The following is a 24,217-nucleotide window of genomic DNA, read 5'->3' as shown; positions in this document are numbered from 1 at the left end:
TTAGTGTTCATCATTAAAATCATCTAGTTCTAATTCAGTCTCAAGATCAGCTATATCGACACTTTCATCATAATCAATTTCATCCATGTCTTCATCATTATTTTGATCATAACTGTCATCATCTAATACATCTGGTTCTGGCACCATAATCTCTTCAGTGCCTTCTATATTAACTTCTAGATTTGCCATATCTTCATCAACAAATTCCTTTAAAGTTACTTCTTCATGTGCATCATTTAATACCTTAATATCTAAGCATAATGCTTGTAGTTCCTTAATAAGAACTTTGAATGATTCTGGAACCCCTGGTTCAGGTATATTTTCGCCTTTTACTATAGCTTCATATGTTTTAACTCTACCTACAACATCATCTGACTTAACAGTTAATATTTCCTGAAGTGTATGTGCTGCTCCATATGCTTCTAATGCCCAAACTTCCATTTCACCAAATCTTTGACCACCAAATTGAGCTTTACCTCCCAATGGTTGTTGAGTAACCAATGAATATGGTCCTGTAGATCTAGCATGAATCTTATCATCTACTAAATGGTGAAGTTTCAAAATATACATTATTCCAACAGTAACCGGATTATCAAATGGCTCTCCAGTTCTACCATCATATAATATGGTTTTAGCATCTTCTCTAAATCCTGCCTTTACCATGCACTCTGTGATTTCAGGCTGAGTTGCGCCATCAAATACAGGTGTAGCTATATGCCATCCTAAATGACTAGCTGCCCATCCTAAGTGAACTTCAAGTACTTGCCCTATGTTCATACGCGAAGGTACTCCTAATGGGTTTAAGCATATTTGAAGAGGTCTACCGTCTGGCAAGAATGGCATATCTTCTTCTGGTAATATTCTAGAGATAACCCCCTTATTACCATGACGTCCTGCCATTTTATCTCCAACTGAAATTTTTCTTTTTTGTGCAATATAGCATCTTACAAGTTCATTTACTCCAGGATTCAATTCATCTCCATTTTCTCTTGTAAATACTTTTATATCAACTATTATTCCAGCTTCTCCGTGAGGCACTCTTAATGAAGTATCTCTTACTTCTCTTGCCTTTTCACCAAATATTGCTCTTAGCAATCTTTCTTCTGCTGTAAGCTCAGTTTCACCTTTAGGAGTTACTTTTCCAACCAATATGTCTCCTGATCTTACTTCTGCACCAATTCTTATAATTCCTCTATCATCTACATCTTTAAGTGCATCATCACTTACATTTGGTATGTCTCTTGTAATTTCTTCTGGCCCTAACTTAGTGTCCCTAGCTTCACATTCATATTCTTCTATATGCATAGATGTAAATATATCTTCTCTTACTAATTCTTCTGAAATTAGCATAGCATCTTCGTAATTATAACCTTCCCAAGTTATAAATCCCATTCTGATGTTCTTACCTAACGCTATTTCTCCTAAATCTGTAGATGGACCATCTGCAATAACTTGATTCTTGTATACTATTTCTCCCGTATCTACTATAGGCCTTTGATTTATACAAGTTCCAGAGTTACTTCTCTTAAACTTCAATAATTTATATATATCTGTACCGCCATCTGAATCTCTCTTAATTCTAATTTCACTACCTGATACATATGAAACTACTCCAGCATTTTTTGCTTTAGGCAATACTCCCGAATCAACAGCAGCTTTATATTCTATTCCTGTTCCAACTATTGGTGCTTGTGGACTTAATAACGGAACTGCTTGACGTTGCATGTTAGATCCCATAAGTGCTCTCGAAGCATCATCATTTTCAAGGAACGGTATCATTGCTGTAGCTACAGAAACAATTTGTCTTGCAGATACATCTATCAAATCAACTTCAGTTGCTGGAACAACTAATATATCTTCTAAATGCCTTACTCTAACTTTTTTATTTGTAAAGTTTCCATCTTCATCCATAGGCTCTTTTGCTTCCGCAATTAAACATTGATCTTCTTCATCAGCCGTAAAGTATCTTATTTCATCTGTAGCTCTTGCGTTCTCTTTGTCTACAATTCTATACGGAGTTTCAATAAAGCCATACTCATTAACTTTTGCGAAAGTTGCCAAAGAATTTATAAGCCCTATATTTGGACCTTCTGGTGTTTCAATAGGACACATCCTACCATAATGTGAATGGTGAACATCTCTTACTTCGAAACCGGCTCTTTCTCTCGAAAGACCACCTGGTCCCAATGCTGACAATCTTCTTTTATGTGTAAGTTCTGATAATGGATTTGTTTGATCCATGAATTGCGATAATTGCGAACTACCAAAGAATTCTTTAATAGCTGCTGCTACTGGTCTTATATTAATTAACATTTGAGGAGTTATAGCTTCTTGATCTTGAATAGTCATTCTTTCCTTTACTACTCTTTCCATTCTAGATAGACCAATTCTAAATTGGTTCTGCAATAATTCCCCTACAGATCTCAATCTTCTATTACCTAAATGATCTATATCATCAACATAACCTATTCCATAAGTTAATCCTAGCTCATAGCTTATAGTTGCAAATATATCATCTCTTATAATATGTTTAGGAATAAGTTTACTAATATTCTTCTTGATTTCCTCTTTAATACTTGCTTCATCAGAAAAATTATCTAATATTTCTTTCAAAGTAGGATAATGAACTAATTCTTTTATCCCTAGGTCTGAAATATCAAAAGAAACTTGTTTCTTCAAATCTACAAAGTTATTACTAATTACTCTAATAACTTTATCTTCTATTAATACATCAACAGATTTAACACCTGCATTCTGAATTTCTTCAGCTACTAATCTACTTATTTTTTGACCCTTCTCCACCATTATTTCTCCAGTTTGTGGATTAACAATATCAGCGGCTGCTACTTGGTTAGCTATTCTTAGATTTAATGCAAGTTTTTTATTAAATTTGTATCTTCCTACTCTAGATAAATCATATCTTTTTGCGTCAAAGAATAATGTATCTATTAAAGATATAGCACTATCTACTGTTGGTGGTTCACCAGGTCTCAATCTTTTATATATTTCAAGTAGTGCTTCCTCTTTAGTTTTAGTATTGTCTTTTTCTATTGAAGCTCTAAATCTTTCTTCTTCGCCGAAGAAATCTAACAACTCCTGATCACTGCCTAATCCCATAGCTCTTGCTAATATACTAATTGATAATTTTCTAGTTTTATCAATTCTTACATAAATTACATCATTAGAATCTGTTTCGTATTCCAACCATGCTCCTCTATTAGGGATAACAGTTGATGAATATAACTTTTTACCACTCTTATCTATAGAGTAGTTATAATATACACCCGGTGATCTTACTAATTGACTAACTATAACTCTTTCAGCACCATTAATTACAAAGGTACCTTGCTCTGTCATTAATGGGAAGTCACCCATAAATACTTCTTGTTCTTTAATTTCACCAGTTTCATTATTTTGCAATCTGATTGAAACTTTTAATGGTGCAGCATAAGTCGCGTCTCTTTCCTTACATTCTTCGACAGAATACTTGATATTTTCCATATCAAGTTTATAGTCTACGAACTCAAGTACTAAATTCCCCGTGAAGTTTGTGATAGGATTAATATCATCAAAAACTTCATGCAGCCCTTCTCTTAAAAACCATTCATATGAATCTAATTGAACTTCAATTAAATTCGGCATTTCAGTAACATCATTAACCTTACCGAAACTCATTCTTGTTCTTTTTCCAACTTGGACAGGATGTACCATGAATTTTCACCCCTTGTATAAAATAAACTAAAATAGCCAAAAGCATACTTTCCCTAAGGACTTTGCTTTCGGACAGCGTCTTTCTATAGTATAACCATTATTCACCAGATTATACTCCTTATTTCCACTATAAATATATAGTATTCCATAGAGAATAATACATTACATTATAATATCATAGGATATTTTTCTTGTCAATAAATATTATTAAAGAATCCTTTTCAGTTATAAAGCTATATAAAATACCTATTTACCTAACAAGCATTTTATATAGCTTTATAAATTTAGTTTAAAAAAGGTGCTATAAAGCACCTTTTTCTTTAAAACAAACTACTTAACTTCTGCAGTAGCTCCTACTTCAGCTAATTTAGCTTTCATATCTTCAGCTTCGTCTTTAGAAACGCCTTCTTTTAATGTCTTAGGAGCTCCATCAACTATTTCCTTAGCTTCTTTTAATCCTAATCCTGTTATTTCTCTAACTACTTTGATAACTTTAATCTTGTTATCTCCTGCGCTTGCTAATACTACGTCGAATTCAGTTTTTTCTTCAGCAGCAGCTCCACCAGCTACAGCTCCACCAGCTACAACAGCAGCAGCAGCACTTACTCCAAATTCTTCTTCACAAGCCTTTACTAATTCATTTAAATCTAAAACGCTCATTTCTTTTATTGCTTGAATTATTTCTTCTCTTGTCATTTTTAATAGCACCTCCGAATTTTTTTCTTAAAATTTTAATTAATCTTTAAATTATTCTGCAGATTCAGTTCCCTTGCTATCAGCAATAGCACTTAATACACGTGCAAAGCTTGATATTGGAGACTTGATACTTCCAAGAAGTTTTGCAATAAGAACTTCTTTTGATGGTATTGTTGCAAGCTGTTTAATTTTAGCTTCATCATAGATTTCTCCTTCTATAATACCAGCTTTTAATTCCAACTTCTTATGATCTTTAGCAAAGTCATTTAAAAGTCTTGCAGCTAATGTTACATCTTCATAACTAAATGCAACAGATACTGGTCCTTCTAAATATTCTGCTATACCATCTAAGCCTAATTCTTTAGCTGCTAAAGCTACTAAAGTATTTTTATATACTTTGTATTCAACTCCAGCTTCTCTTAAACTTTTTCTAAGAGCTGTATCTTCTTCAACATTTAGACCTTGATACTTACTAAGAACAACAGCTTTTGATTTTTCTAATTTTTCCTTAATTTCAGCAACTTTTGCTTCTTTAAGTTGTCTGTTTTTATTCATTACTGTAGTCCACCTCCTCACAGTTATAAACTGCTTCTTTTATTAAAAAAGACCTTCCGCAGACATGGAAGGTCTATAATATAATCTATTATATACACCTAGGCGGGCAGTTATCTTTACGCTTTCGCACCCACTGTCTACGGAAAAAATATTTTCTTTTTACAACATTTGAAATTATACTACATAATTTCACTTAAGTCAATACTAATCTAAAGCTCTTGTAGGATTAACTTTTGCACTTGGTCCCATTGTACTTGAAACAGATACTGATTTTAAGTATTGCCCTTTTGCTGCTGCTGGTTTAGCCTTAACTAAAGCTTCCATTAATGCAGTAAAGTTTTCTTTTAATTTTTCAGTTCCAAATGATTTTTTTCCAATTGGACAGTGAACTATTGCTGTTTTATCTACTCTATATTCAACTTTACCAGCTTTAATTTCTTCAATTGCCTTAGCAACATCAAATGTTACTGTTCCTGACTTTGGATTTGGCATTAGTCCTTTAGGTCCTAACACTCTACCAATTCTACCTACAACTCCCATCATATCTGGTGTTGCAACAACTACATCATAATCAAACCAGTTTTCGCTTTGGATTTTTTGAACTAGTTCATCTGCTCCAACGAAATCTGCTCCTGCTTGTTGTGCTTCTGCAGCCTTATCTCCTTTAGCAAAAACAAGTACTCTAACTGTTTTACCTGTTCCGTTTGGTAATACAACTGCACCTCTAACTTGTTGATCTGCATGTCTTGGATCTACTCCAAGTCTTACATGTAATTCAATAGTTTCATCGAAGTTTGCCTTTGCAGTCTTTAATGTAAGATCTAATGCTTCTACTGGATTATATAATGCACTCTTGTCTATAAGCTTTGCACTTTCAATGTATTTTTTTCCCATAATTTGCCTCCTCTGTGGTATTAACGGTTTTGACCTCCCACTTATTTTTACGAATTACTCTTCAATAGTTACGCCCATACTTCTAGCTGTTCCTGCTATCATTCTCATAGCTGATTCAACACTTGCAGCATTTAAGTCTGGCATCTTAGTTTCAGCAATCTTTCTAAGTTGATCTTGAGTTAATTTACCAACCTTTGTTTTATTAGGTACTCCAGAACCACTTTCTAATCCTATTTCTTTCTTAATTAGAACTGCAGCTGGAGGAGTCTTTAATATAAAACTAAAAGATCTGTCTTGGTAAACTGTAATAACTACTGGTATTATATACCCAGCTTGATTTGCAGTTTTTGCATTAAACTCCTTACAGAATCCCATTATATTTACACCGTGTTGACCTAAAGCTGGACCTACAGGTGGAGCTGGTGTTGCCTTACCTGCTTGAAGTTGAAGTTTAATCATTCCAGTTACTTTCTTAGCCATTTTTGTTATTCCTCCTATTACTGTGGTATAACGAACTCTTTTTAGTTCTCCCACTTAATTAAAATTAGTTCATTATAGTTAAACTAATTTTTCAACTTGATTAAAGTCTAATTCGGCAAGTGTTTCTCTGCCAAACATCTCCACTAAAGCTTTCACTTTGCGTTTATCTGGAATTATCTCTTGTATTGTGGCTACTGAATCTCTCAATGGCCCAGAGATAATTCTTATACTTTCCCCTACCTCTAAGTCAATCTCAACAGGAACTTCTAACACTCCCATCGATTCCACTTCTTCATCAGAAAGAGGAACTGGTTTAGATCCTGGGCCTACAAATCCTGTTACGCCTCTAGTATTTCTAACAACGTACCAAGCTTCATCACCCATTAACATTTTTACAAGCACATATCCAGGAAATTTCTTCTTTAATGAGACTTTTTGCTTTCCATCTTTTTCTTCAACCACTTCTTCCATGGGTACTTGTATATCATGGATTAATGCTTCAAGATTTCTATTTTCAATTGCTTTTTCTAAGTTTGCTTTTACTTTATTTTCATATCCTGAGTATGTATGAACTACATACCATCGTGCTCTATCACTCATATTCGTCAGGCGATATAAAATCACCCAAACCTCCCTTTTACTTGAAATTTAAAATCATTTTAAAGAGGTTATTGAAAATAGAATCCAATCCACCAACTAATATAGTATACATTAGTGTGAACACAATAACTGCAACAAATGCTTTCTTTGTCTCATCTTTTGAAGGCCAAGTTATCTTCTTAACCTCTACCTTAACCTCTCGAAAAAAACCAAACAAACCATTACTTTTAATAGCTTTTTCAGTTTTTACACTGTTCTTTGCTGACATATCTTCACATCCTTAAATTTAATAACTATATGTCATTACTTCGGCTAATTACTTTGTTTCTCTATGAAGAGTGTGCTTTTTACAGAATTTACAATACTTTTTCATTTCTAATCTATCTGGATCATTCTTTTTGTTTTTCATTGAATCATAATTTCTTTGTTTACACTCTGTGCATGCTAAAGTTACTTTTGTTCTCATGACTGCACCTCCAGTTTTCTTATATATTAAATAGGAATCTTGAGTTCCTATTCACTTCTAAAATTTACGTTGCTTAAAATGTCACTTTTATACAATATCATAGAATATTTGACTTGTCAATCATCCTTTAAATAGGACTAAGTTATACAACTTAGTCCTATTAGTAATAAATGTATCTTATTCTACTATTTTAGTAACAACTCCAGAACCTACAGTTCTTCCGCCTTCTCTGATAGCGAATCTTAATCCTTCATCCATTGCGATTGGAGTGATTAATTCAACATTCATATCAATGTGATCTCCAGGCATTACCATTTCCATTCCGTCTGGTAATTTGATTGATCCTGTAACGTCTGTTGTTCTGAAGTAGAATTGTGGTCTGTATCCATCGAAGAATGGAGTATGTCTTCCGCCTTCTTCTTTCTTAAGTACGTATACTTGACCTACAAATTTAGTATGAGGATGTACTGAATTTGGTTTTGATAAAACTTGACCTCTTTCAATATCAGTTCTTTGAACTCCTCTTAATAATGCTCCAATGTTATCTCCTGCTTGCGCTTCATCCAATAACTTTCTGAACATTTCGATTCCAGTTACTACAACTTTCTTCTTTTCTTCTGTTAATCCAACGATTTCTACTTCATCTCCTACATGAAGTACTCCAGCTTCAACTCTTCCTGTTGCAACTGTTCCTCTTCCTGTAATTGTGAATACATCTTCGATTGGCATTAAGAATGGCTTATCTGTTGCTCTTTCTGGAGTTGGGATATAGCTATCTACTGCTTCCATTAAATCCATGATTGGCTTAATTGCTTCTTCATCTGTTGGATTTTCTAATGCTTTTAATGCTGATCCTGTTATTACTGGAATATCATCTCCTGGGAAGTCATATTCGCTTAATAATTCTCTAACTTCCATTTCTACTAATTCTAATAATTCTGGATCGTCTACCATATCTGCTTTATTTAAGAATACTACGATATATTGGATACCAACTCTTGATCCTAGTAGTATATGTTCTCTTGTTTGTGGCATTGGACCATCTGCTGCTGATACAACTAAGATAGCTCCATCCATTTGTGCTGCTCCTGTGATCATGTTCTTAACATAGTCAGCATGCCCTGGACAGTCAACGTGCGCATAGTGTCTGTTTTCTGTTTGGTACTCAACGTGTGCTGTATTGATTGTGATTCCTCTTTCTTTTTCTTCTGGAGCCTTATCAATATCTGCATAGTTAAATGCTTCTGCAAATCCTTTATTTGCTAATACTGTTGTGATTGCTGCTGTTAATGTTGTCTTACCATGGTCTACGTGACCTATTGTTCCAATATTAACGTGTGGCTTACTTCTTTCATACTTTGCTTTTGCCATTATAATTTTCCTCCCTTATTATCTTCTAATAAACTTGGCCTAGTGTTTTTTTATTTTTTATTATTTGGAGCTCACAATCGGAATCGAACCGACGACCTCCACCTTACCAAGGTGACGCTCTGCCGACTGAGCTATGTGAGCGTTCAAAATTGCTATCTTCTTTGATATACCAATTATAAAGTTTACTATTATTCTTTTTATTTGTCAATATAAATTATCACTTTAAATCTAAGCATTTTTCTAATTTTCTCTTTACTCTTTGTAATGCATTATCTATGGACTTCGAATGTCGTTCTAAATCACTTGCAATCTCCTGATAAGATTTTCCATCTAGGTATGAAGTAAGAACCTCTAATTCCAAATCTGATAACACTTTCGAAATCTTTTTCTCGATATAATCCATTTGTTCCTTACTAATCATTAGCTCTTCAGGATCTGAAATTTTCAATCCTGCCAAAACATCAAGCAGAGTTCTCTCTGATTCCTCTTCATATATTGGCTTATTTAAAGAGACATAAGTATTTAACGGAATATGTTTCTGCCTAGTAGCTGTTTTTATTGCAGTTATTATTTGTCTGATTACACATATTTCTGCAAAGGCTTTAAATGATGTTGATTTTTCTGCATTAAAATCTCTGATAGCCTTATATAAACCTATCATCCCTTCTTGATAAATGTCTTCCTTGTCGGCTCCAATTAAAAAATATGATTTAGCCTTTGACTTCACAAAGTTCTCATATTTTGAAATTAAATATTCTTGCGCCCTACTATTACCACTCTTAGCTTTCGCAACAATTTCTTCGTCTGATTTATCTTTGAAATCTAAAAAACCTTTCAACTGCTTATTCTCAACTCTCTTCTGCATTAAACTAACCACTCGTTTAGACAATTATACCCCAGTAAAATTATGTTAGTCAACTGAATTTACTTACTTCTTCTGATTTCTTCTAATATTTTGACTATCCTATCATCTATATTATCACTTATTATATTTTTTTGTGAAATTCTGTTCTTATCTGCTTTATTTTTTATAGACTTCTCTATCCTTAGAACCTCATTATAAAATTCTAAAGATGACATTCTAACTGCACCTCTTTGAAAAATTGTTTGCTGCTCTAGGCTATCAGATGTTACAACAACTATTTCATGTTTCCTTCCTAGAGCATTTACTTGTTTCTCAATATAACTATCCGCAGTTTCTCCATCCTTTGTAAATACTACCGATATATTTCTATTTACCTCTTCTTTCTTTTCAATGCTCCCAGTAACTTTATGAGCATCAAATACTAATATTATTCTACAAGCATTAAAAACTCCATAATTATGTAAAGTATCTATAAGAGTTTGTCTTGCACCCTCAAAGCTAGAATCTTTTTTTTGTTTTAAATTAGGCCAACTATTTATAACATTATATCCATCTACAAAAATAGTTTTCACGATATACCTCTCTCTATTTCAATCGTCCTTTTAAAACTTCATACATAATTATACCACCAGCTACAGATGCGTTTAAAGAATTAATCTTTCCGACCATTGGTATTTTTATTAGCTTATCACACTTTTCCACCGTTAATTTTGAAATACCTCTCCCTTCATTTCCAATTATAACCGCACAAGGTCCTCCAAAATCTACTTGGTAGCTATATTCTTCTGCTCTTATGTCTGCCCCATAAATCCAGATCCCCTTTTCTTTTAGTTCCTCTATTGTCGAATTTAAATTTGTTACCTTAGCTATTTTTACATGTTCTATTGCTCCAACCGAAGATTTATAAACGGTTGTACTTACAGATGCACTTCTTCTCTTTGGGAGTATAATTCCATGAACTCCAAATAATTCCGCAGTCCTTACTATTGATCCTAAATTATGCGGATCCTCAATCTCATCTAATATAACTATGAACGGAGCTTCCCCTCTTTTCTCTGCTAAATCCAATATATCCGATACTTCTGAATATTTATATGGAGTAACTTTTGCTATTACCCCTTGATGTACTTCTCCACCACACATTGAATCAAGTTTTCTTTTATCAACTTCTTTTATTAATATCCTATTTTCTTTTGCCAAACCAACAATAGTTTTTATTGAACCTTCTAATTTACTATTAGATATATATAGCGTTTCGATCGTTCTTTCTCCTTTTAGAGCTTCAATTACGGCATTTCTTCCAATAACTATATCTTCTCTCTCTTCAATAGCGCCCGTTGATTTATCATTTCCTACTATATTATCTTTCTTCGTTTTATTTTTTGCCTCATTATAGCTTTTAACTTTACCTTTTGATTGATTTACAGATTTATCTTTGCTTTCCATAAACTTGACATTTGAAATATTTTTTTTCGGCTTACTATTCATTATAAACCCTCCTTTTTTTAATTTTATAAACTAATTAATAATTTCAATACTTCTGTTAAATATAAATTCTAATCTTTCCTTATCACCTACTAAGTATAGATAACCAATTAACGCTTCAAACCCAGTTGCCATTCTATAATCTCTTATCTCTGCATTCTTAGGAACAGTAGGTGATTTCGCATTTCTTCCCCTTTTGTAAACTGCTTCTTCCTCCTCATTTAGGAGATTTTCAATTTCATGCATTATACACGCCTGACTTTTTGCTTTTACATATCCAATTGCCTTCACATGTATCTTATTTGCAGATAATGCTGTATTTTGAGTCAAAATATAATTTCTAATAAAAACCTCAAATACACCATCACCTATTAATGCCAATTGTAATGAATTCAACATTCTTGCTTCATCTTTTGAAAATTTTCTAATTCTTAAGTCATCTAACATTATAATTCTCCTTTAAATAAGGGTTGCAAAAATGCAACCCTTTCTTTAATTAATCAATCTTCTTCCATCTAACACCTTGTGGTGTATCTTCTAAAATTATATTTCTGCTTTTTAAATCATCTCTTATTTTATCCGCAAGTGCAAAATCTTTATTTTTTCTGGCTTGCTGTCTCTTTTCAATAAGCTCTTGAATTTCTGTTTCCAAATCCTTCTCAATACGATCTTGAAGTATACCTAGCGGATTTCCTAGTTCTCTAACTACTGATTCCGCTTTCTCACATAATTCAGAGGATGAATTAATATTCACATTATTGTTAATATCTTTAGTCAAATCAAACAATACCGAAATAGCGTCTGCTGTATTAAAATCATCATCCATCTTCTCAATAAATTTTTCTCTATATTTATCTAAAGACTTTAGATATTTTTCTTCCTCTTCATCCATTAATTTTTTAGTGACTTCATCTTTCAAATTTTCAAGATTATTTATGCAATTATATAATCTTTCTATTGATGATTTTGCTGAATCTAAAAGTTCTTTAGTAAAATTTATTTGTATTCTATAGTGTCCAGACAACATCAAAAACCTTATTGCATCGGAACTATATTCCTCAAGAACTTCTCTTGCTGTAAAGAAGTTATTTAATGATTTTGACATTTTCTTATTATCTACATTAACAAATGCTGCATGAAGCCAATAATTTGCAAATGGTTTTCCTGTTAGAGCTTCACTTTGAGCTATTTCATTTTCATGATGCGGGAATCTTAAATCCATGCCACCTGCATGAATATCTATTGTATCTCCCAACAATTTCTTCGCCATGCACGAACACTCTATATGCCACCCAGGCCTTCCAGGTCCCCAAGGACTTTCCCAAGCAGGTTCACCTGGCTTTTGTGCTTTCCATACTGCAAAATCCATAGGATCTTTCTTTCTTTCATCAACAGATATTCTTGCGCCAACCTGCAAATCATCTAAATTCTGCCCTACCAATCTTCCATAATTATTAAATTTTTTTGTGCTATAATAAACATCACCATCAACTTCATAAGCAAATCCTGCTTCAATCAACTCTTCAACAAATTTGATTATATCATGAATATATTCTGTTGCTCTAGGATTTACAGTAGCTCTTTCTATCTTTAATGAATCGGCATCTTGGTAGTATTCTTTTATATATTTATCTCCAAGCTCTTTTACTGTAATTCCCTCATCATTAGCTTTATTAATCATTTTATCGTCTATGTCAGTAAAGTTTTGGATAAATCTAACCTTGTATCCTCTATACTCCAAATATCTTCTTATAGTGTCAAAGACAATAAATGTTCTTCCGTTACCTATGTGAAAGAAATTATATACAGTCGGCCCACAGACATACATTTTAACTTCGCCTGGACTAATAGGGATAAACTCTTCTTTTTGTCTTGTTAAAGTATTAAATACCTTCATTAATTTACCTCCTAAAATTATTTTAGTTTTATATTGTTTTTCTCAAATTCACCTTTTATTATATTATAAACATCTTCTATTTTGATTACTTCCATTTCTCCATCTCTAAGTTTAAATTCAATTTCTCCATCATTAATCTTTTTACCTACTGTTATTCTCATTGGTATTCCCATTAATTCTGAATCTTTGAATTTCACTCCTGCTCTTTCATTTCTATCATCTAAAAGAACTTCTATTCCGGCACTTGTTAATTTTTCATAAATTTCATTTGCAATTCTAGCTTGTTCCTCATCTTTTACATTAACAGGAATTACAGAAACATGGTATGGTGCAACAGACAATGGCCATACTATTCCATTTTCATCATGATGTTGCTCAATTATAGATGCCATTGTTCTTGTAACTCCAATTCCATAGCATCCCATTATAAATGGCTTTTCTTTTCCATCTTCATCTATAAACTTAGCATTCATGGCTTCTGAATATTTAGTACCAAGTTTAAATATATGACCCACTTCTGTTCCTCTTGCAATAGTCACCTTACCACCGCAAACCGGGCACTTCTCACCTTCAGTTACGTTTCTATAATCTCCTATTACACCTTCAAAGTCTCTTCCATAATTTACATTATTAATATGGTAACCTGTTTCATTAGCACCCACAATAAAGTTATACATATTAGCTACTTCTTCATCAACTAATAGCATATCTACTTTTATACCTATTGGTCCCGCAAATCCTATTTCTGCTCCCGTTGCCTTTTTTACATCTTCTGAACTAGCAAGATCTAGGTTAATCACTTCACCAATTGCATTGCTAACCTTAACCTCATTAATTTCTCTATCACCCCTAACCATAACTGCTACTATTTTGCCATCTGCATTAAACAAGATAGTCTTTGCGAATTTTTTTTCATTAGTACCGAAAAACTTAACCAATTCATCTATAGTTTTTGTATTAGGTGTCTCAACTTTATTTATTTCCTTGAATTCCTCTTTTAACTCTTTCTCTGCTGGTGATGAAGCTTTCTCGATATTTGCTGCATAGTTACATTCACTGCAAAATACCACATCATCCTCTCCAACTTCCGATTTAACCATAAACTCTGCTGAATTTGAACCACCAATAGCACCAGAATCAGCAGCAACACATTTTGCATCTAAACCACATCTATTAAATATTTTTACATATGCATCATGCATTTTATCATAAGCTAAATCTAGCCCAACTTGATCTTTATCAAAGCTATAAGCATCTTTCATTACAAATTCCCTAGATCTCATCACCCCAAACCTAGGCCTACGCTCATCTCTATACTTTGTTTGGATCTGATATAAATTAAGAGGTAATTGCTTGTAAGACTTAATTTCATTTCTCGCTATATCTGTAAATACTTCTTCATGAGTTGGCCCTAAACAGAAATCTCTATCACCTCTATCCTTTAATCTAAACATTTCTGCTCCATATGCATCCCATCTACCAGATTCCTGCCATAATTCTGCTGGAATAATAGCTGATGCTAGAAATTCCTGTGCACCTGCCGCATTCATTTCTTCCCTAATTATATCCTCAACTTTTTTTAAAACTTTTAATCCAAGAGGCATATAATTATATACTCCTGCAGCCATTTTCCTTATCATTCCAGCTCTTAACATAAGCTTATGGCTGTCAATCTCTGCTTCAGCTGGTACTTCTCTTAATGTTGATATTAACATATTAGACATTTTCATTTGGTGTTCCTCCTAAATAATATTGGTTAGATTGCAAATAATATTTTATATATGATGTAATAAAATCTGAATATTAGATTTTATAAATAATTAATAGATTAAAAATATATAATTGGATAAATAAAAAAGCCCGCCTAATAATATATATTAGGGCGAACTTTATATCGCGGTACCACCTAAATTTGTTCTCTAGCAATGATAACGGTTTTAGACCGATAGTTTTTCCCTATACTCAAAAGCTGGTTCAAAGCCTGTTTAAAAGTCTTTCAGCCCACGGACTTTTTCTCTTATATAATCGACTTCTACTATTCTTCATCAACGTTTTACAATCTTAATTAAATTTTATTTTAATATATTATAACTTCCTGAATTTAGCCTGTCAATACATTATCACTATACTATATTTTTCACAAAATACTCTGCAAGTATTAAATCTTCCGGTGTAGTTATTTTTATATTTTTATAATCACCCTCATAAATATAAACTTTATGTCCCAAAAGTTCTACTACACTAGTATCATCAGTAACCGATATACATCTTTTCTTTATTTCTTTATGGCATTCATATATTAGATTGAAATCAAAAGCTTGTGGCGTTTGAATTGCAACAAGTTCACTTCTAACTAAAGTATCTACTGAAAAATTATTACTATCTTTAATTTTTATAGTATCCTTTGGCATAACTCCAGGCGCTGCAGCTTTATAACGCTTAGCATATTCAACCGCATCATTTATTATTTTCTGAGATACAAATGGCCTAGCTCCATCATGAATTAATACTATATCAGATTTTTCTAATTTCTCCAAAGCATTATATACTGATTCTTGTCTTTCATTCCCACCAGATACTAAATCATCTATTTTTAATCCATATTTATTTAATACTTCTCTTTCACAATAATCTTTTTCATCTTCAGGCACTACTAAAATGATCTTATCTATCAAATCATTTTCTATAAACTGCTTTAACGTGTAATAAAGAATGGGCGCACCATTCAAATCAATATATTGCTTGCTTTGAATATAGCCCATTCTCTTACCTCTGCCTCCAGCTAATACTATCGCACTAACCATACAGAAAACTCTCCTTAACTTTTAATTATCTTTTGGTTTTGCAAAAATCATTCGTCCAGCTGCTGTCTGAAGAACTGATGTAACTATAACACTTGTTGTTTGTCCTATATATTTTCTTCCACCTTCAACAACAATCATAGTTCCATCTTCTAAATACGCAACACCTTGGCTTGATTCTTTTCCATCTTTTACTATATCAATCGTCATTTCTTCACCAGGTAACACTACTGGTTTTATTGCATTCGATAATTCATTTATATTTAATACTGGTACCCCTTGAAACTCAGCCACTTTATTTAGATTATAATCATTAGTTATAACCTTTCCTTCCATTTTTTGTGCAAGCTTAAGCAGCTTTGCATCAACTTCTGCGATTTTAGGAAAATCATCTTCTACAATTTGAGTTTCTATGGCTAGCTCTTTTTGTATTTTATTTAATATATCTAGACCTCTTCTTCCTCTATTTCTTTTTAGCGAATCAGAAGAATCGGATATATGTCTTAATTCATCCAGTACAAAGTTAGGTATAACCAGTGGTCCTTCAACAAATCCAGTCTCACAAATATCAAATATTCTCCCATCAATTATAACTGATGTATCTAATACTTTTGGAATTCCTTTTATAGATTCTTTTATTACCTCTTTAACTTTTTTCTCTTTAATTACAGGCTTTTTCATATTAACAAGAAGAGCTGTTATATCTTCCTTTTTTTTAATCATTATTTCTGCACCTATTATAGCAGCTAACACATTTAATAAAATTAATAAAATTGGCCCAATTATATTTATATCATTTATCGGTTTTGCAATAAACGTCATAAGAATTAAAGCAATTACAGCTCCAAAAGTTCCATAAATGATTTCAGTTATGCTCATTTTTTGCATACTCTTTTCAATATACTCAATTAAATTAGAAATTCCTTTGTATATAATAGGAGAAATAATATAAAATATAAGTCCAAAAATAAAAGATATGATAATAATAAATAAAACTCTAGTAATAGTGGTTGAAATGTAAGTTAAATTATCAACCTGAGGGATTGTAAGTAATATTTCAGATATGAAATATCCCAGTATCAATCCAATTACAGAAAAAATTCCCCTTAATAGTCTTTTTAACACATACTTCACCTCCTTCTAATTATTTACAATTAGATAGTATTTTAATCATATTTTCAATATTTCTCTAAATCATATTAATTATATCATACAATAAGTACCTCTAAAATGAATAAATTATTAAGTTTACTAATAATTTCATTCAAGTTTAAAAAATCAGATTAAATCTTATATCAATAAATCAAAATAAATGCCTTTTTCTCTGTATAAACTAAATTCAATTTAATTTAACACAAATTAAATTATCATATTTCCTTTTTTAATGAGACTTGCTCTTTTATACGTTTCAATCCATCTTTAATGGCAGTAGCTCTCGCTTCTCCTATTCCTTCAACATTATCTAAGTCATTTATATCAGCATCAATTATATTACTTAATTCTTCAAATTCTTTTATAAGATTATCAATAACATTAGATGGTATTCTTGGCACCTTACTCAACATTCTATATCCCTTTGGAGATATTAATGTATCCATAAGCGGAATTCCTCCACGACCTAATGTTCTTGCAACTGCGTCTAATTCTAATAATTCTGAAGAATTTAGTTTTTGAATGTGTTCATATACCTCGTTATATTGAAGTCCATCTTTACAATAATCTCTAATTAGCAATATTCCATCTCTTTCTATATGCTTAACTAATTCATTTAATTGCATTGATATTAATCGTCCTTCATTCCCCAACTCTAGTATATACATATTAATTTCTTCCACTATTCTCATTACCATTTCAGTTCTTTGAATTGCTGTAACTACATCGAATAGTGTTGTTAAGTCTTGAAACTCCAATAAATTCAAGTTATTAATAACACGTTCAAGTACTGCAACATATTTTTCTAGTGTTTGAAGCGCTTGATTTGCCTTTCCAAGAATTACACTACTTTCTCTTAATACATACTTTATATCACCCTTGTACATAGTTATTATATTTCTTCTTTGAGAAATTGCAATTACTATGTTATTCGTTTGCTTAGCTACCCTATGCGCTGTTCTATGCCTAGTTCCTGTTTCATATGTTGGAATAGATGAATCCGGTATTAATTGCGCATTAGCACAAACGATTTTCTTTAAATCTCCAGTTATGACTATAGCTCCATCCATTTTAGCTAATTCGTATGCATATGATGGTGTATACTCTGAATTAATATAAAAACCACCATCAACGAGTTTCATAACTTCTTCATCGTCACCAATCACTAATAAGCCACCTGTTTTAGCTCTTAATATATTTTCAAGACCTTCCCTTAGTTGAGTGCCTGGGCACATTATCTTTAAGACATTCTTTATTCCTATTCCCTTTTCTATTCTCATACACTCACCCATTTTCTTTAAAAATCATTTTGATACTTTTCTAGATTTATTTAAAATCAAATATTAAACATTTTGACTGATATTATTTTCGGAGTAAATTTAACCTACGCCCTAGAAACTATAATACTATAATAAATATAATCCCTCAACAACATTTGTAAAATTTAAGTTATAATATATTTATTTGTAAGAAATGCCTCTATTCTCTTCATATTTAATATGTCATTTCTATAGTGTTCTAACTTCTATAAACATTATTTATTACATCCATCAAGGTCTTTAATTCAATTATATCTATTTTCTTCAAGCTGCTGCTTTTTCCTATAGAATCCTTTGGAACATAAACCTTTTTAAATCCCATTCTCTCAAGTTCCCTAATTCTACTTTCTAATGATGGTACTTTTTTAAGTTCCCCAGTCAGTCCTACATCTGCTATAAACGCTATATTTGATTCTATCCCCTGCTGCTTTACTGAGGATACTATACTCATTATTACAGCTAAATTAATGCCCTGTTCTCTTATTTTTATACCACCTGTAGTTTTAATAATTACATTCTTATCGTATAAATTAATTCCTCCACGTTGTTCAAGTATAGATATCAAAGTGTTTAATTTATCCTTTCCTAATGTTTCTCCTATTCTTGTAGGATATGGAGTAAAACTCTTGGATACTAAACTTTCTATTTCAGTTATTATTGCTCTTGTTCCTTCTTTAATTACGGTTAATGCACTTCCTGATACAATTTCTCCTTCTTCACGCTTTGTCATAAAAAATTCTGATGGATTATCTATTGAAATAATCCCCCTCTCTCCCATTTGAAAGAAGCCATTTTCAATACCACCAAATCTATTTTTAGAGCTTACAAGTACTCTTAACTCTTCATCACTATCATCTTCTATTATAAGCACCGTATCAACTAAATGCTCTAAGGCTCTTAACCCTGCAAGTTCATCACTTTTAGTCATCTGCCCAACTATTATAACCGCTCTTGGCCTTTTATCGTTTTTAGCCACTTGAAGCAATGCATTAGCACATTCCATAGTTTGTGTAGGTGACCCTGCTCTCGCTGGCAAAGATGATTCCATAGTAAATGTTTGTATACTATCTATTATTATAATATCTGGATCTATTTCTTCAACCGCATCTAAAACATTATCAAGACTTGTTTCTTGTAGTACCCATATATCTTCGTGGATTTTATTAAGAATTCTATCTGCTCTATTTTTTATCTGACTATCACTTTCCTCCCCTGACGCATAAATTACTTTATATCCCTTTTGGGCGACAGCATCGGAAATTTCAAGAAGAAGTGTTGATTTTCCCGCTCCTGGTCTTGCTGTTATAATCGAAATTGAATCCTTTACGATTCCTCCACCCATAACTCTATCAAATTCATTTATCCCTGTTACTATTCTATCGCTTTTATTGGAAACTATCTCAAAAAGTTTTTTTAACGGCTTTTTTGCTATCTGTCTTGATCTGGTCTCTAAATTTTTTGCTTCAATAGTAATTTCCTCTAATGTATTCCAACTATTGCATGTGGGGCATTTACCAAGCCACTTTATACTTTCAAAACCACAACTATTACATCTATATAATGTTTTTTTCTTCATAAACCTCTCCCTTCGTTTCTAGATCTTTATTACATCTTACTTTTTTAATAAAAATCTTAATTATATTATAGCATATTACTTTCTTACTCATATATTTTGAATTAAATATAGCTAGCTTTTAACCTCCATCCAATCATTATATATAATACTTTATGGCTATTTTATTTTTTGTTCTTAGAATATTTAATAAATTATTGCAAAAGCTATTATAAAATAGATTAGTAAAGAACAAATATATAATAAAAAGAAATTATAATATTAATATCAACACTAGAAAATAAATATAAAATATAATTCACTAGTTATGTATTAACGAAATTACTCTATAATGATTATTCTAATAATGAGACAACAATATATAACCAAATTATAATTTAATTTATAATAAACTCATTATTTTCTAGTTATATTGAATGATTATAAAATCTATATTATAATATTAATTACAATATAATAATAATTATTAAGGAGGCGTATTCATTTATGGTAAAAGTATATACTACCAATACTTGTCCTTGGTGCGTTAAAGCAAAAAGTTTTCTTAAATCAGAAAATATTGAATTTCAAGAATTAAATGTTCAAGATGATATGGAAGCTAGAGAAGAAATGATAAAAAAGTCTAATCAAATGGGTGTACCAGTATTAGATATTAATGATAATATTATTATAGGCTTTGATAAGCCTGCTATTTTAAAGGCTTTAGGTAAATAATTAAGAGGCGTATATGCGCCTCTTAATTATTTTGGCATATATCAATTAATATCTGACTTATATTTCCATGCTTAATGCTATTTTCTTTTTCGTAATATATACTTTTCCGCATTTAAAAGCGCAATCGTGCCATCTGATACAGCAGTTGTTATTTGCCTATACTTCTTTTGTCTTACATCCCCTGCTGCATATACTCCTTGAATATTTGTCTGTAAATCTTCATCAGTAATTATATATCCTTGCTCATTCAATTTTATATAATCCTTTACTTCTTTTGTTCTAGGCTCTGTTCCTATATACCCAAAAACTGCATTAACATCTAAGCTACTAGTTTCTTGAGTCTTAGTGTCTTTTATGATAACTGATTCCAAAAATTCCTTACCATTAGCCTGAATTAAATCCTTATTTAATAGAACCTCTATTTTAGGGTTATTGAAAACTTCATCAATTAATGACTGTTCCCCTTTAAAATAATCATATCTTCTGATTAGGTACACTTTTTCAGCAAATCTAGTTAAAAATATAGACTCTTCTAGTGCAGAATTTCCACCGCCTACAACAGCAACTTTTTTGCCTTGATAAAGTGCTCCATCACAAATAGCACAGTAATGAATTCCTCTTCCTGAAAATTGTTCTTCTTGAGGAATAGGCAGTTTTCTTGGTGCCGCTCCTGTAGCAATTATTACAGCTTTAGGTTGGTATATATATGATTCAGTTTCTATAATCTTTTCATCATCTGATATATATATTTTTTCAATTGAATCAAATTCATCAATATTTGCTCCAAGATCTCTAGCTTGCTCTTGAAATATATCAGCTAAATCTCCTCCACCTATACTTTTAAATCCTGGATAATTCTCTATAGTATAACTATTTCTAACTTGACCTCCCACAAGTTCATTTTCTAACAACAAAGTATTCAACTTTGCCCTTCCTGCATACATTGCTGCTGTAAGACCTGCTGGTCCACCCCCAATTATAATTAAATCCAATTCCTTTTTTTCTTTACTCATATCTATTTTCTCCTACTATTTAATACATTTTAAACTACTCAATACCCAAATATTAATCTTTAAGCTAAACGGACTATTTCAATGTATAAATAATTTATAGCGTTGAAATAGCCCATTAACATAAATTAATTCTTATTGAGCTCCAAATTGCTTTCAGCCAATCTTTTGAAAATAAGTTTGTTTTCTAACTCACTTACCTTTACCCTATCTCCGATTCTTATATTTCCTTGTAATATTTCCTCACTTAATTTATCTTCTACCTCTTTTATTATCAATCTTCTAAGTGGCCTTGCACCATAATCAAGGTCAATTCCTTTGTTTAGTAGGAACTTTTTACTATTATCTTCAAAGTTTAAGTATATATCTCTGTCCTCAAGCCTTTTTCTTATTGATGCAAGCATTAAATCTATAATTTGATTTAAATCTTCATCACTCAATTTGTGGAATACTATTGTATCATCTATTCTATTTAAAAATTCTGGCCTAAATTTTTGCTTTAGTTCCCCTAATATATTTTCCTTCATCTTTTCATATTCAGTTTCATTTTCGTTTTTAGAAGTAACGCTACTAAATCCTATGCTTTTCTGCTTTTTAATTTGATGAGCACCAACATTTGAAGTCATTATAATTATTGTATTCTTAAAATTAACTATTTTTCCTTTACCATCAGTAAGTCTTCCATCTTCCATAATTTGAAGCAATATATTGAATACCTCTGGATTTGCCTTTTCTATCTCATCTAAAAGAACTATTGAATAAGGTTTTCTTCTAACAGCTTCTGTAAGTTGACCACCTTCTTCATGTCCTACATATCCTGGAGGCGATCCTATTAATCTAGATACCGAATGACTTTCCATGTATTCTGACATATCAATTCTTATAATATTATTTTCATCACCAAACATAGCTTCTGCAAGTGCTTTAGAAAGCTCAGTCTTTCCAACTCCAGTTGGTCCTAAGAATATAAAACTTCCTATTGGTCTATTAGGATCCTTTATTCCAACTCTTGCCCGTCTCACAGCCCTTGCTATAGATTTAACCGCCTCATTTTGCCCAACGACTCTCTTGTGTAATATTTCCTCTAATTTTAATAACCTTTCACTTTCCGATTCAGTTAATTTTTGAATTGGAATCTTAGTCCAAGATGATACTACACTCGCTATCTTTTCTGCATCTACAACTAGTGTCTTTATAGAATTCTGAGTATCCCAACTATCTTTCATATTACCTAACTGCTCTTTTAAAATTCTCTCTTTATCCCTTAAATTAGCAGCTCTCTCAAAGTCTTGAACTCGTATAGCTTCTTCCTTTTCTTTACCTATATTTTCAATTTTTTCTTCTAGATCTTTTAAATCCGGAGGGGCTGTTAAGCTTTGGATTCTCACTTTAGCAGCTCCTTCATCAATCAAATCAATGGCTTTGTCCGGCATAAATCTATCTGTTATATACCTATCTGCCAAATTAACGGCCGCTTCTAAAGCTTCATCTGTTATTTCAACTCTGTGATGAGCTTCATATTTATCTCTTAATCCTTTAAGAATTTTTAGCGTTTCTTCCTTTGAAGGCTCTCCCACTGTTACAGGTTGAAATCTTCTTTCTAATGCAGAATCCTTTTCAATATACTTTCTATATTCATCTATAGTTGTGGCTCCTATACATTGAATCTCTCCTCTTGCTAAAGCAGGCTTTAATATATTAGATGCATCGATAGCACCTTCTGCTCCTCCTGCTCCTATAATAGTATGAATCTCATCTATAAAAATAATTATATCTTTATCTTTAATTATTTCATCCATAGTTTTCTTAAGTCTTTCCTCAAATTCACCTCTATACTTAGCTCCTGCAATCATAGATGTTAAATCTAAAGAAACAACTCTTTTATTTCTAAGTATCTCTGGAATATTTCCCTCCACTATTCTCTGTGCTAGTCCTTCAACTACAGCAGTTTTACCAACACCTGGTTCCCCAATCAGACACGGGTTATTTTTAATTCTCCTACAAAGAATTTCTAATAACCTTTGAGTTTCATTATCCCTTCCAATTACAGGATCTAGTCCTTGTTCCTTAGATAGTACTGTTAAATCCCTTCCATACTTATCAAGCATTGGAGTATTAGCTTTCTTATTATCAATTATATTTTTATCGCTAGCTTTATCTTCATAAGTACCAGATAAGAATACAAGTAATTCTTCACTTATAATGGTGAAGTTAAGATTCAAGCTTTTTAATATAGTGTATGCCATTCCTTCTTCTTGATTAAGTAAGGCTAATAAAATATGTTCAGGGCTAACATATTTATGATTTAATCTTTTTGCTGCTGCGAAACTTTCATCTATTAACCTTTTGGTACGAGGGGTCAGTAAAATATTATCGTCTGTTTTCTTGATATCCCCATAACCCAAGTATCTTTGTATCATATTTCTAATATTCTCACTATTAACCCCATATTTTTTTAATAACTTAGCAGAATATCCATCTTCTTTTAATATGCCAAGTAATATATGCTCAGTTCCAACATACCCATGTTTAAATTTTTCTGATTCATTTTCAGCTTCTAAAATTACTGCTTGTGCCCTTTCTGTTAATTTATTATATTCCATATACTTTAAACCTCCTATCTTCTCC

General features: G+C 31.9%; 22 protein-coding genes, 1 tRNA gene and 1 other annotated feature. Of the genes, 1 reads left to right on the top strand and 22 read right to left on the bottom strand.

Annotated elements, in window-relative coordinates; all coding sequences use genetic code 11:
* The 20 genes from PZA12_RS00885 to radA all read right to left on the bottom strand — a co-directional run bounded on the left by PZA12_RS00885 (position 1) and on the right by radA (position 19,868).
* Positions 1-3,711 (bottom strand): DNA-directed RNA polymerase subunit beta, encoded by a 3,711-nt coding sequence (locus PZA12_RS00885; protein ID WP_077837290.1) that lies wholly within the window; start codon positions 3,709-3,711, stop codon positions 1-3.
* Between the two features lie 330 nt (positions 3,712-4,041).
* Positions 4,042-4,407 carry a 50S ribosomal protein L7/L12 gene (gene rplL, locus PZA12_RS00880; RefSeq protein ID WP_011967505.1) on the bottom strand — a complete coding sequence of 122 codons (366 nt, stop codon included), beginning with the start codon at positions 4,405-4,407 and terminating at the stop codon, positions 4,042-4,044.
* Between the two features lie 51 nt (positions 4,408-4,458).
* On the bottom strand, positions 4,459-4,962 hold the full coding sequence (rplJ, locus tag PZA12_RS00875; RefSeq protein WP_077837291.1) for a 50S ribosomal protein L10: 504 nt from the start codon (positions 4,960-4,962) through the stop codon (positions 4,459-4,461).
* 35 nt (positions 4,963-4,997) lie between these two features.
* Positions 4,998-5,123: a sequence feature (ribosomal protein L10 leader region), on the bottom strand.
* Between the two features lie 43 nt (positions 5,124-5,166).
* Positions 5,167-5,856, bottom strand: a complete 690-nt coding sequence (rplA, locus tag PZA12_RS00870) for a 50S ribosomal protein L1 (RefSeq protein WP_023976910.1) — start codon at positions 5,854-5,856, stop codon at positions 5,167-5,169.
* Positions 5,857-5,910: 54 nt separating this feature from the next.
* A complete protein-coding gene (gene rplK / locus PZA12_RS00865; protein ID WP_017210132.1) occupies positions 5,911-6,336 on the bottom strand; it encodes a 50S ribosomal protein L11 in 426 nt (141 codons plus the stop codon).
* A 78-nt stretch (positions 6,337-6,414) separates the two neighbouring features.
* On the bottom strand, positions 6,415-6,936 hold the full coding sequence (gene nusG, locus PZA12_RS00860) for a transcription termination/antitermination protein NusG (protein ID WP_023976911.1): 522 nt from the start codon (positions 6,934-6,936) through the stop codon (positions 6,415-6,417).
* 37 nt (positions 6,937-6,973) lie between these two features.
* Complete coding sequence (gene secE / locus PZA12_RS00855) at positions 6,974-7,204, bottom strand: preprotein translocase subunit SecE (protein ID WP_023976912.1); 231 nt, start codon at positions 7,202-7,204, stop codon at positions 6,974-6,976.
* A 48-nt stretch (positions 7,205-7,252) separates the two neighbouring features.
* Positions 7,253-7,402: a 50S ribosomal protein L33 gene (gene rpmG, locus PZA12_RS00850; protein WP_002583138.1), complete on the bottom strand. Its 150-nt coding sequence runs from the start codon at positions 7,400-7,402 to the stop codon at positions 7,253-7,255.
* 177 nt (positions 7,403-7,579) lie between these two features.
* A complete protein-coding gene (gene tuf, locus PZA12_RS00845) occupies positions 7,580-8,773 on the bottom strand; it encodes an elongation factor Tu (protein ID WP_011967499.1) in 1,194 nt (397 codons plus the stop codon).
* A 65-nt stretch (positions 8,774-8,838) separates the two neighbouring features.
* Positions 8,839-8,914, bottom strand: a tRNA-Thr gene (locus tag PZA12_RS00840).
* Between the two features lie 76 nt (positions 8,915-8,990).
* Positions 8,991-9,638, bottom strand: a complete 648-nt coding sequence (gene sigH / locus PZA12_RS00835) for an RNA polymerase sporulation sigma factor SigH (RefSeq protein ID WP_023976573.1) — start codon at positions 9,636-9,638, stop codon at positions 8,991-8,993.
* 59 nt (positions 9,639-9,697) lie between these two features.
* Positions 9,698-10,210 (bottom strand): NYN domain-containing protein, encoded by a 513-nt coding sequence (locus PZA12_RS00830; RefSeq protein ID WP_011967497.1) that lies wholly within the window; start codon positions 10,208-10,210, stop codon positions 9,698-9,700.
* 13 nt (positions 10,211-10,223) lie between these two features.
* Positions 10,224-11,126 carry a 23S rRNA (guanosine(2251)-2'-O)-methyltransferase RlmB gene (rlmB, locus tag PZA12_RS00825; RefSeq protein ID WP_103699160.1) on the bottom strand — a complete coding sequence of 301 codons (903 nt, stop codon included), beginning with the start codon at positions 11,124-11,126 and terminating at the stop codon, positions 10,224-10,226.
* A gap of 30 nt (positions 11,127-11,156) precedes the next feature.
* The gene (locus tag PZA12_RS00820) at positions 11,157-11,570 is read right to left on the bottom strand and encodes a Mini-ribonuclease 3 (RefSeq protein ID WP_077837296.1); all 414 of its coding nucleotides are present in this window, start codon (positions 11,568-11,570) and stop codon (positions 11,157-11,159) included.
* Positions 11,571-11,619: 49 nt separating this feature from the next.
* Entirely contained in the window at positions 11,620-13,020 is a 1,401-nt protein-coding gene (gene cysS / locus PZA12_RS00815; RefSeq protein WP_078116888.1) for a cysteine--tRNA ligase, read from the bottom strand.
* 17 nt (positions 13,021-13,037) lie between these two features.
* Complete coding sequence (locus PZA12_RS00810) at positions 13,038-14,750, bottom strand: proline--tRNA ligase (protein WP_077844674.1); 1,713 nt, start codon at positions 14,748-14,750, stop codon at positions 13,038-13,040.
* A 393-nt stretch (positions 14,751-15,143) separates the two neighbouring features.
* Positions 15,144-15,824 (bottom strand): 2-C-methyl-D-erythritol 4-phosphate cytidylyltransferase, encoded by a 681-nt coding sequence (gene ispD, locus PZA12_RS00805; RefSeq protein WP_078116887.1) that lies wholly within the window; start codon positions 15,822-15,824, stop codon positions 15,144-15,146.
* 21 nt (positions 15,825-15,845) lie between these two features.
* Positions 15,846-16,946 (bottom strand): PIN/TRAM domain-containing protein, encoded by a 1,101-nt coding sequence (locus PZA12_RS00800; protein ID WP_011967491.1) that lies wholly within the window; start codon positions 16,944-16,946, stop codon positions 15,846-15,848.
* Positions 16,947-17,188: 242 nt separating this feature from the next.
* Positions 17,189-18,253: a DNA integrity scanning diadenylate cyclase DisA gene (disA, locus tag PZA12_RS00795; RefSeq protein ID WP_011967490.1), complete on the bottom strand. Its 1,065-nt coding sequence runs from the start codon at positions 18,251-18,253 to the stop codon at positions 17,189-17,191.
* 238 nt (positions 18,254-18,491) lie between these two features.
* Positions 18,492-19,868 carry a DNA repair protein RadA gene (radA, locus tag PZA12_RS00790; protein WP_078116886.1) on the bottom strand — a complete coding sequence of 459 codons (1,377 nt, stop codon included), beginning with the start codon at positions 19,866-19,868 and terminating at the stop codon, positions 18,492-18,494.
* 483 nt (positions 19,869-20,351) lie between these two features.
* Here radA and PZA12_RS00785 point away from each other — a divergent pair, with 483 nt between their 5' ends.
* Positions 20,352-20,579 carry a glutaredoxin family protein gene (locus tag PZA12_RS00785; protein ID WP_077840448.1) on the top strand — a complete coding sequence of 76 codons (228 nt, stop codon included), beginning with the start codon at positions 20,352-20,354 and terminating at the stop codon, positions 20,577-20,579.
* 77 nt (positions 20,580-20,656) lie between these two features.
* Here the strand turns inward: PZA12_RS00785 and trxB are convergent, their stop codons facing one another.
* Together trxB and PZA12_RS00775 are read right to left on the bottom strand one after the other, a co-directional pair.
* Positions 20,657-21,592, bottom strand: coding sequence for a thioredoxin-disulfide reductase (gene trxB, locus PZA12_RS00780; RefSeq protein ID WP_078116885.1), 936 nt, complete (start codon positions 21,590-21,592; stop codon positions 20,657-20,659).
* A gap of 125 nt (positions 21,593-21,717) precedes the next feature.
* The gene (locus PZA12_RS00775; protein ID WP_078116884.1) at positions 21,718-24,192 is read right to left on the bottom strand and encodes an ATP-dependent Clp protease ATP-binding subunit; all 2,475 of its coding nucleotides are present in this window, start codon (positions 24,190-24,192) and stop codon (positions 21,718-21,720) included.
* Positions 24,193-24,217 lie beyond the last annotated feature (25 nt).

The organism is Clostridium beijerinckii, assembly GCF_036699995.1.
Taxonomy (GTDB): domain Bacteria; phylum Bacillota; class Clostridia; order Clostridiales; family Clostridiaceae; genus Clostridium; species Clostridium helianthi.
This window is presented reverse-complemented; position numbering and strand designations above follow the sequence as displayed.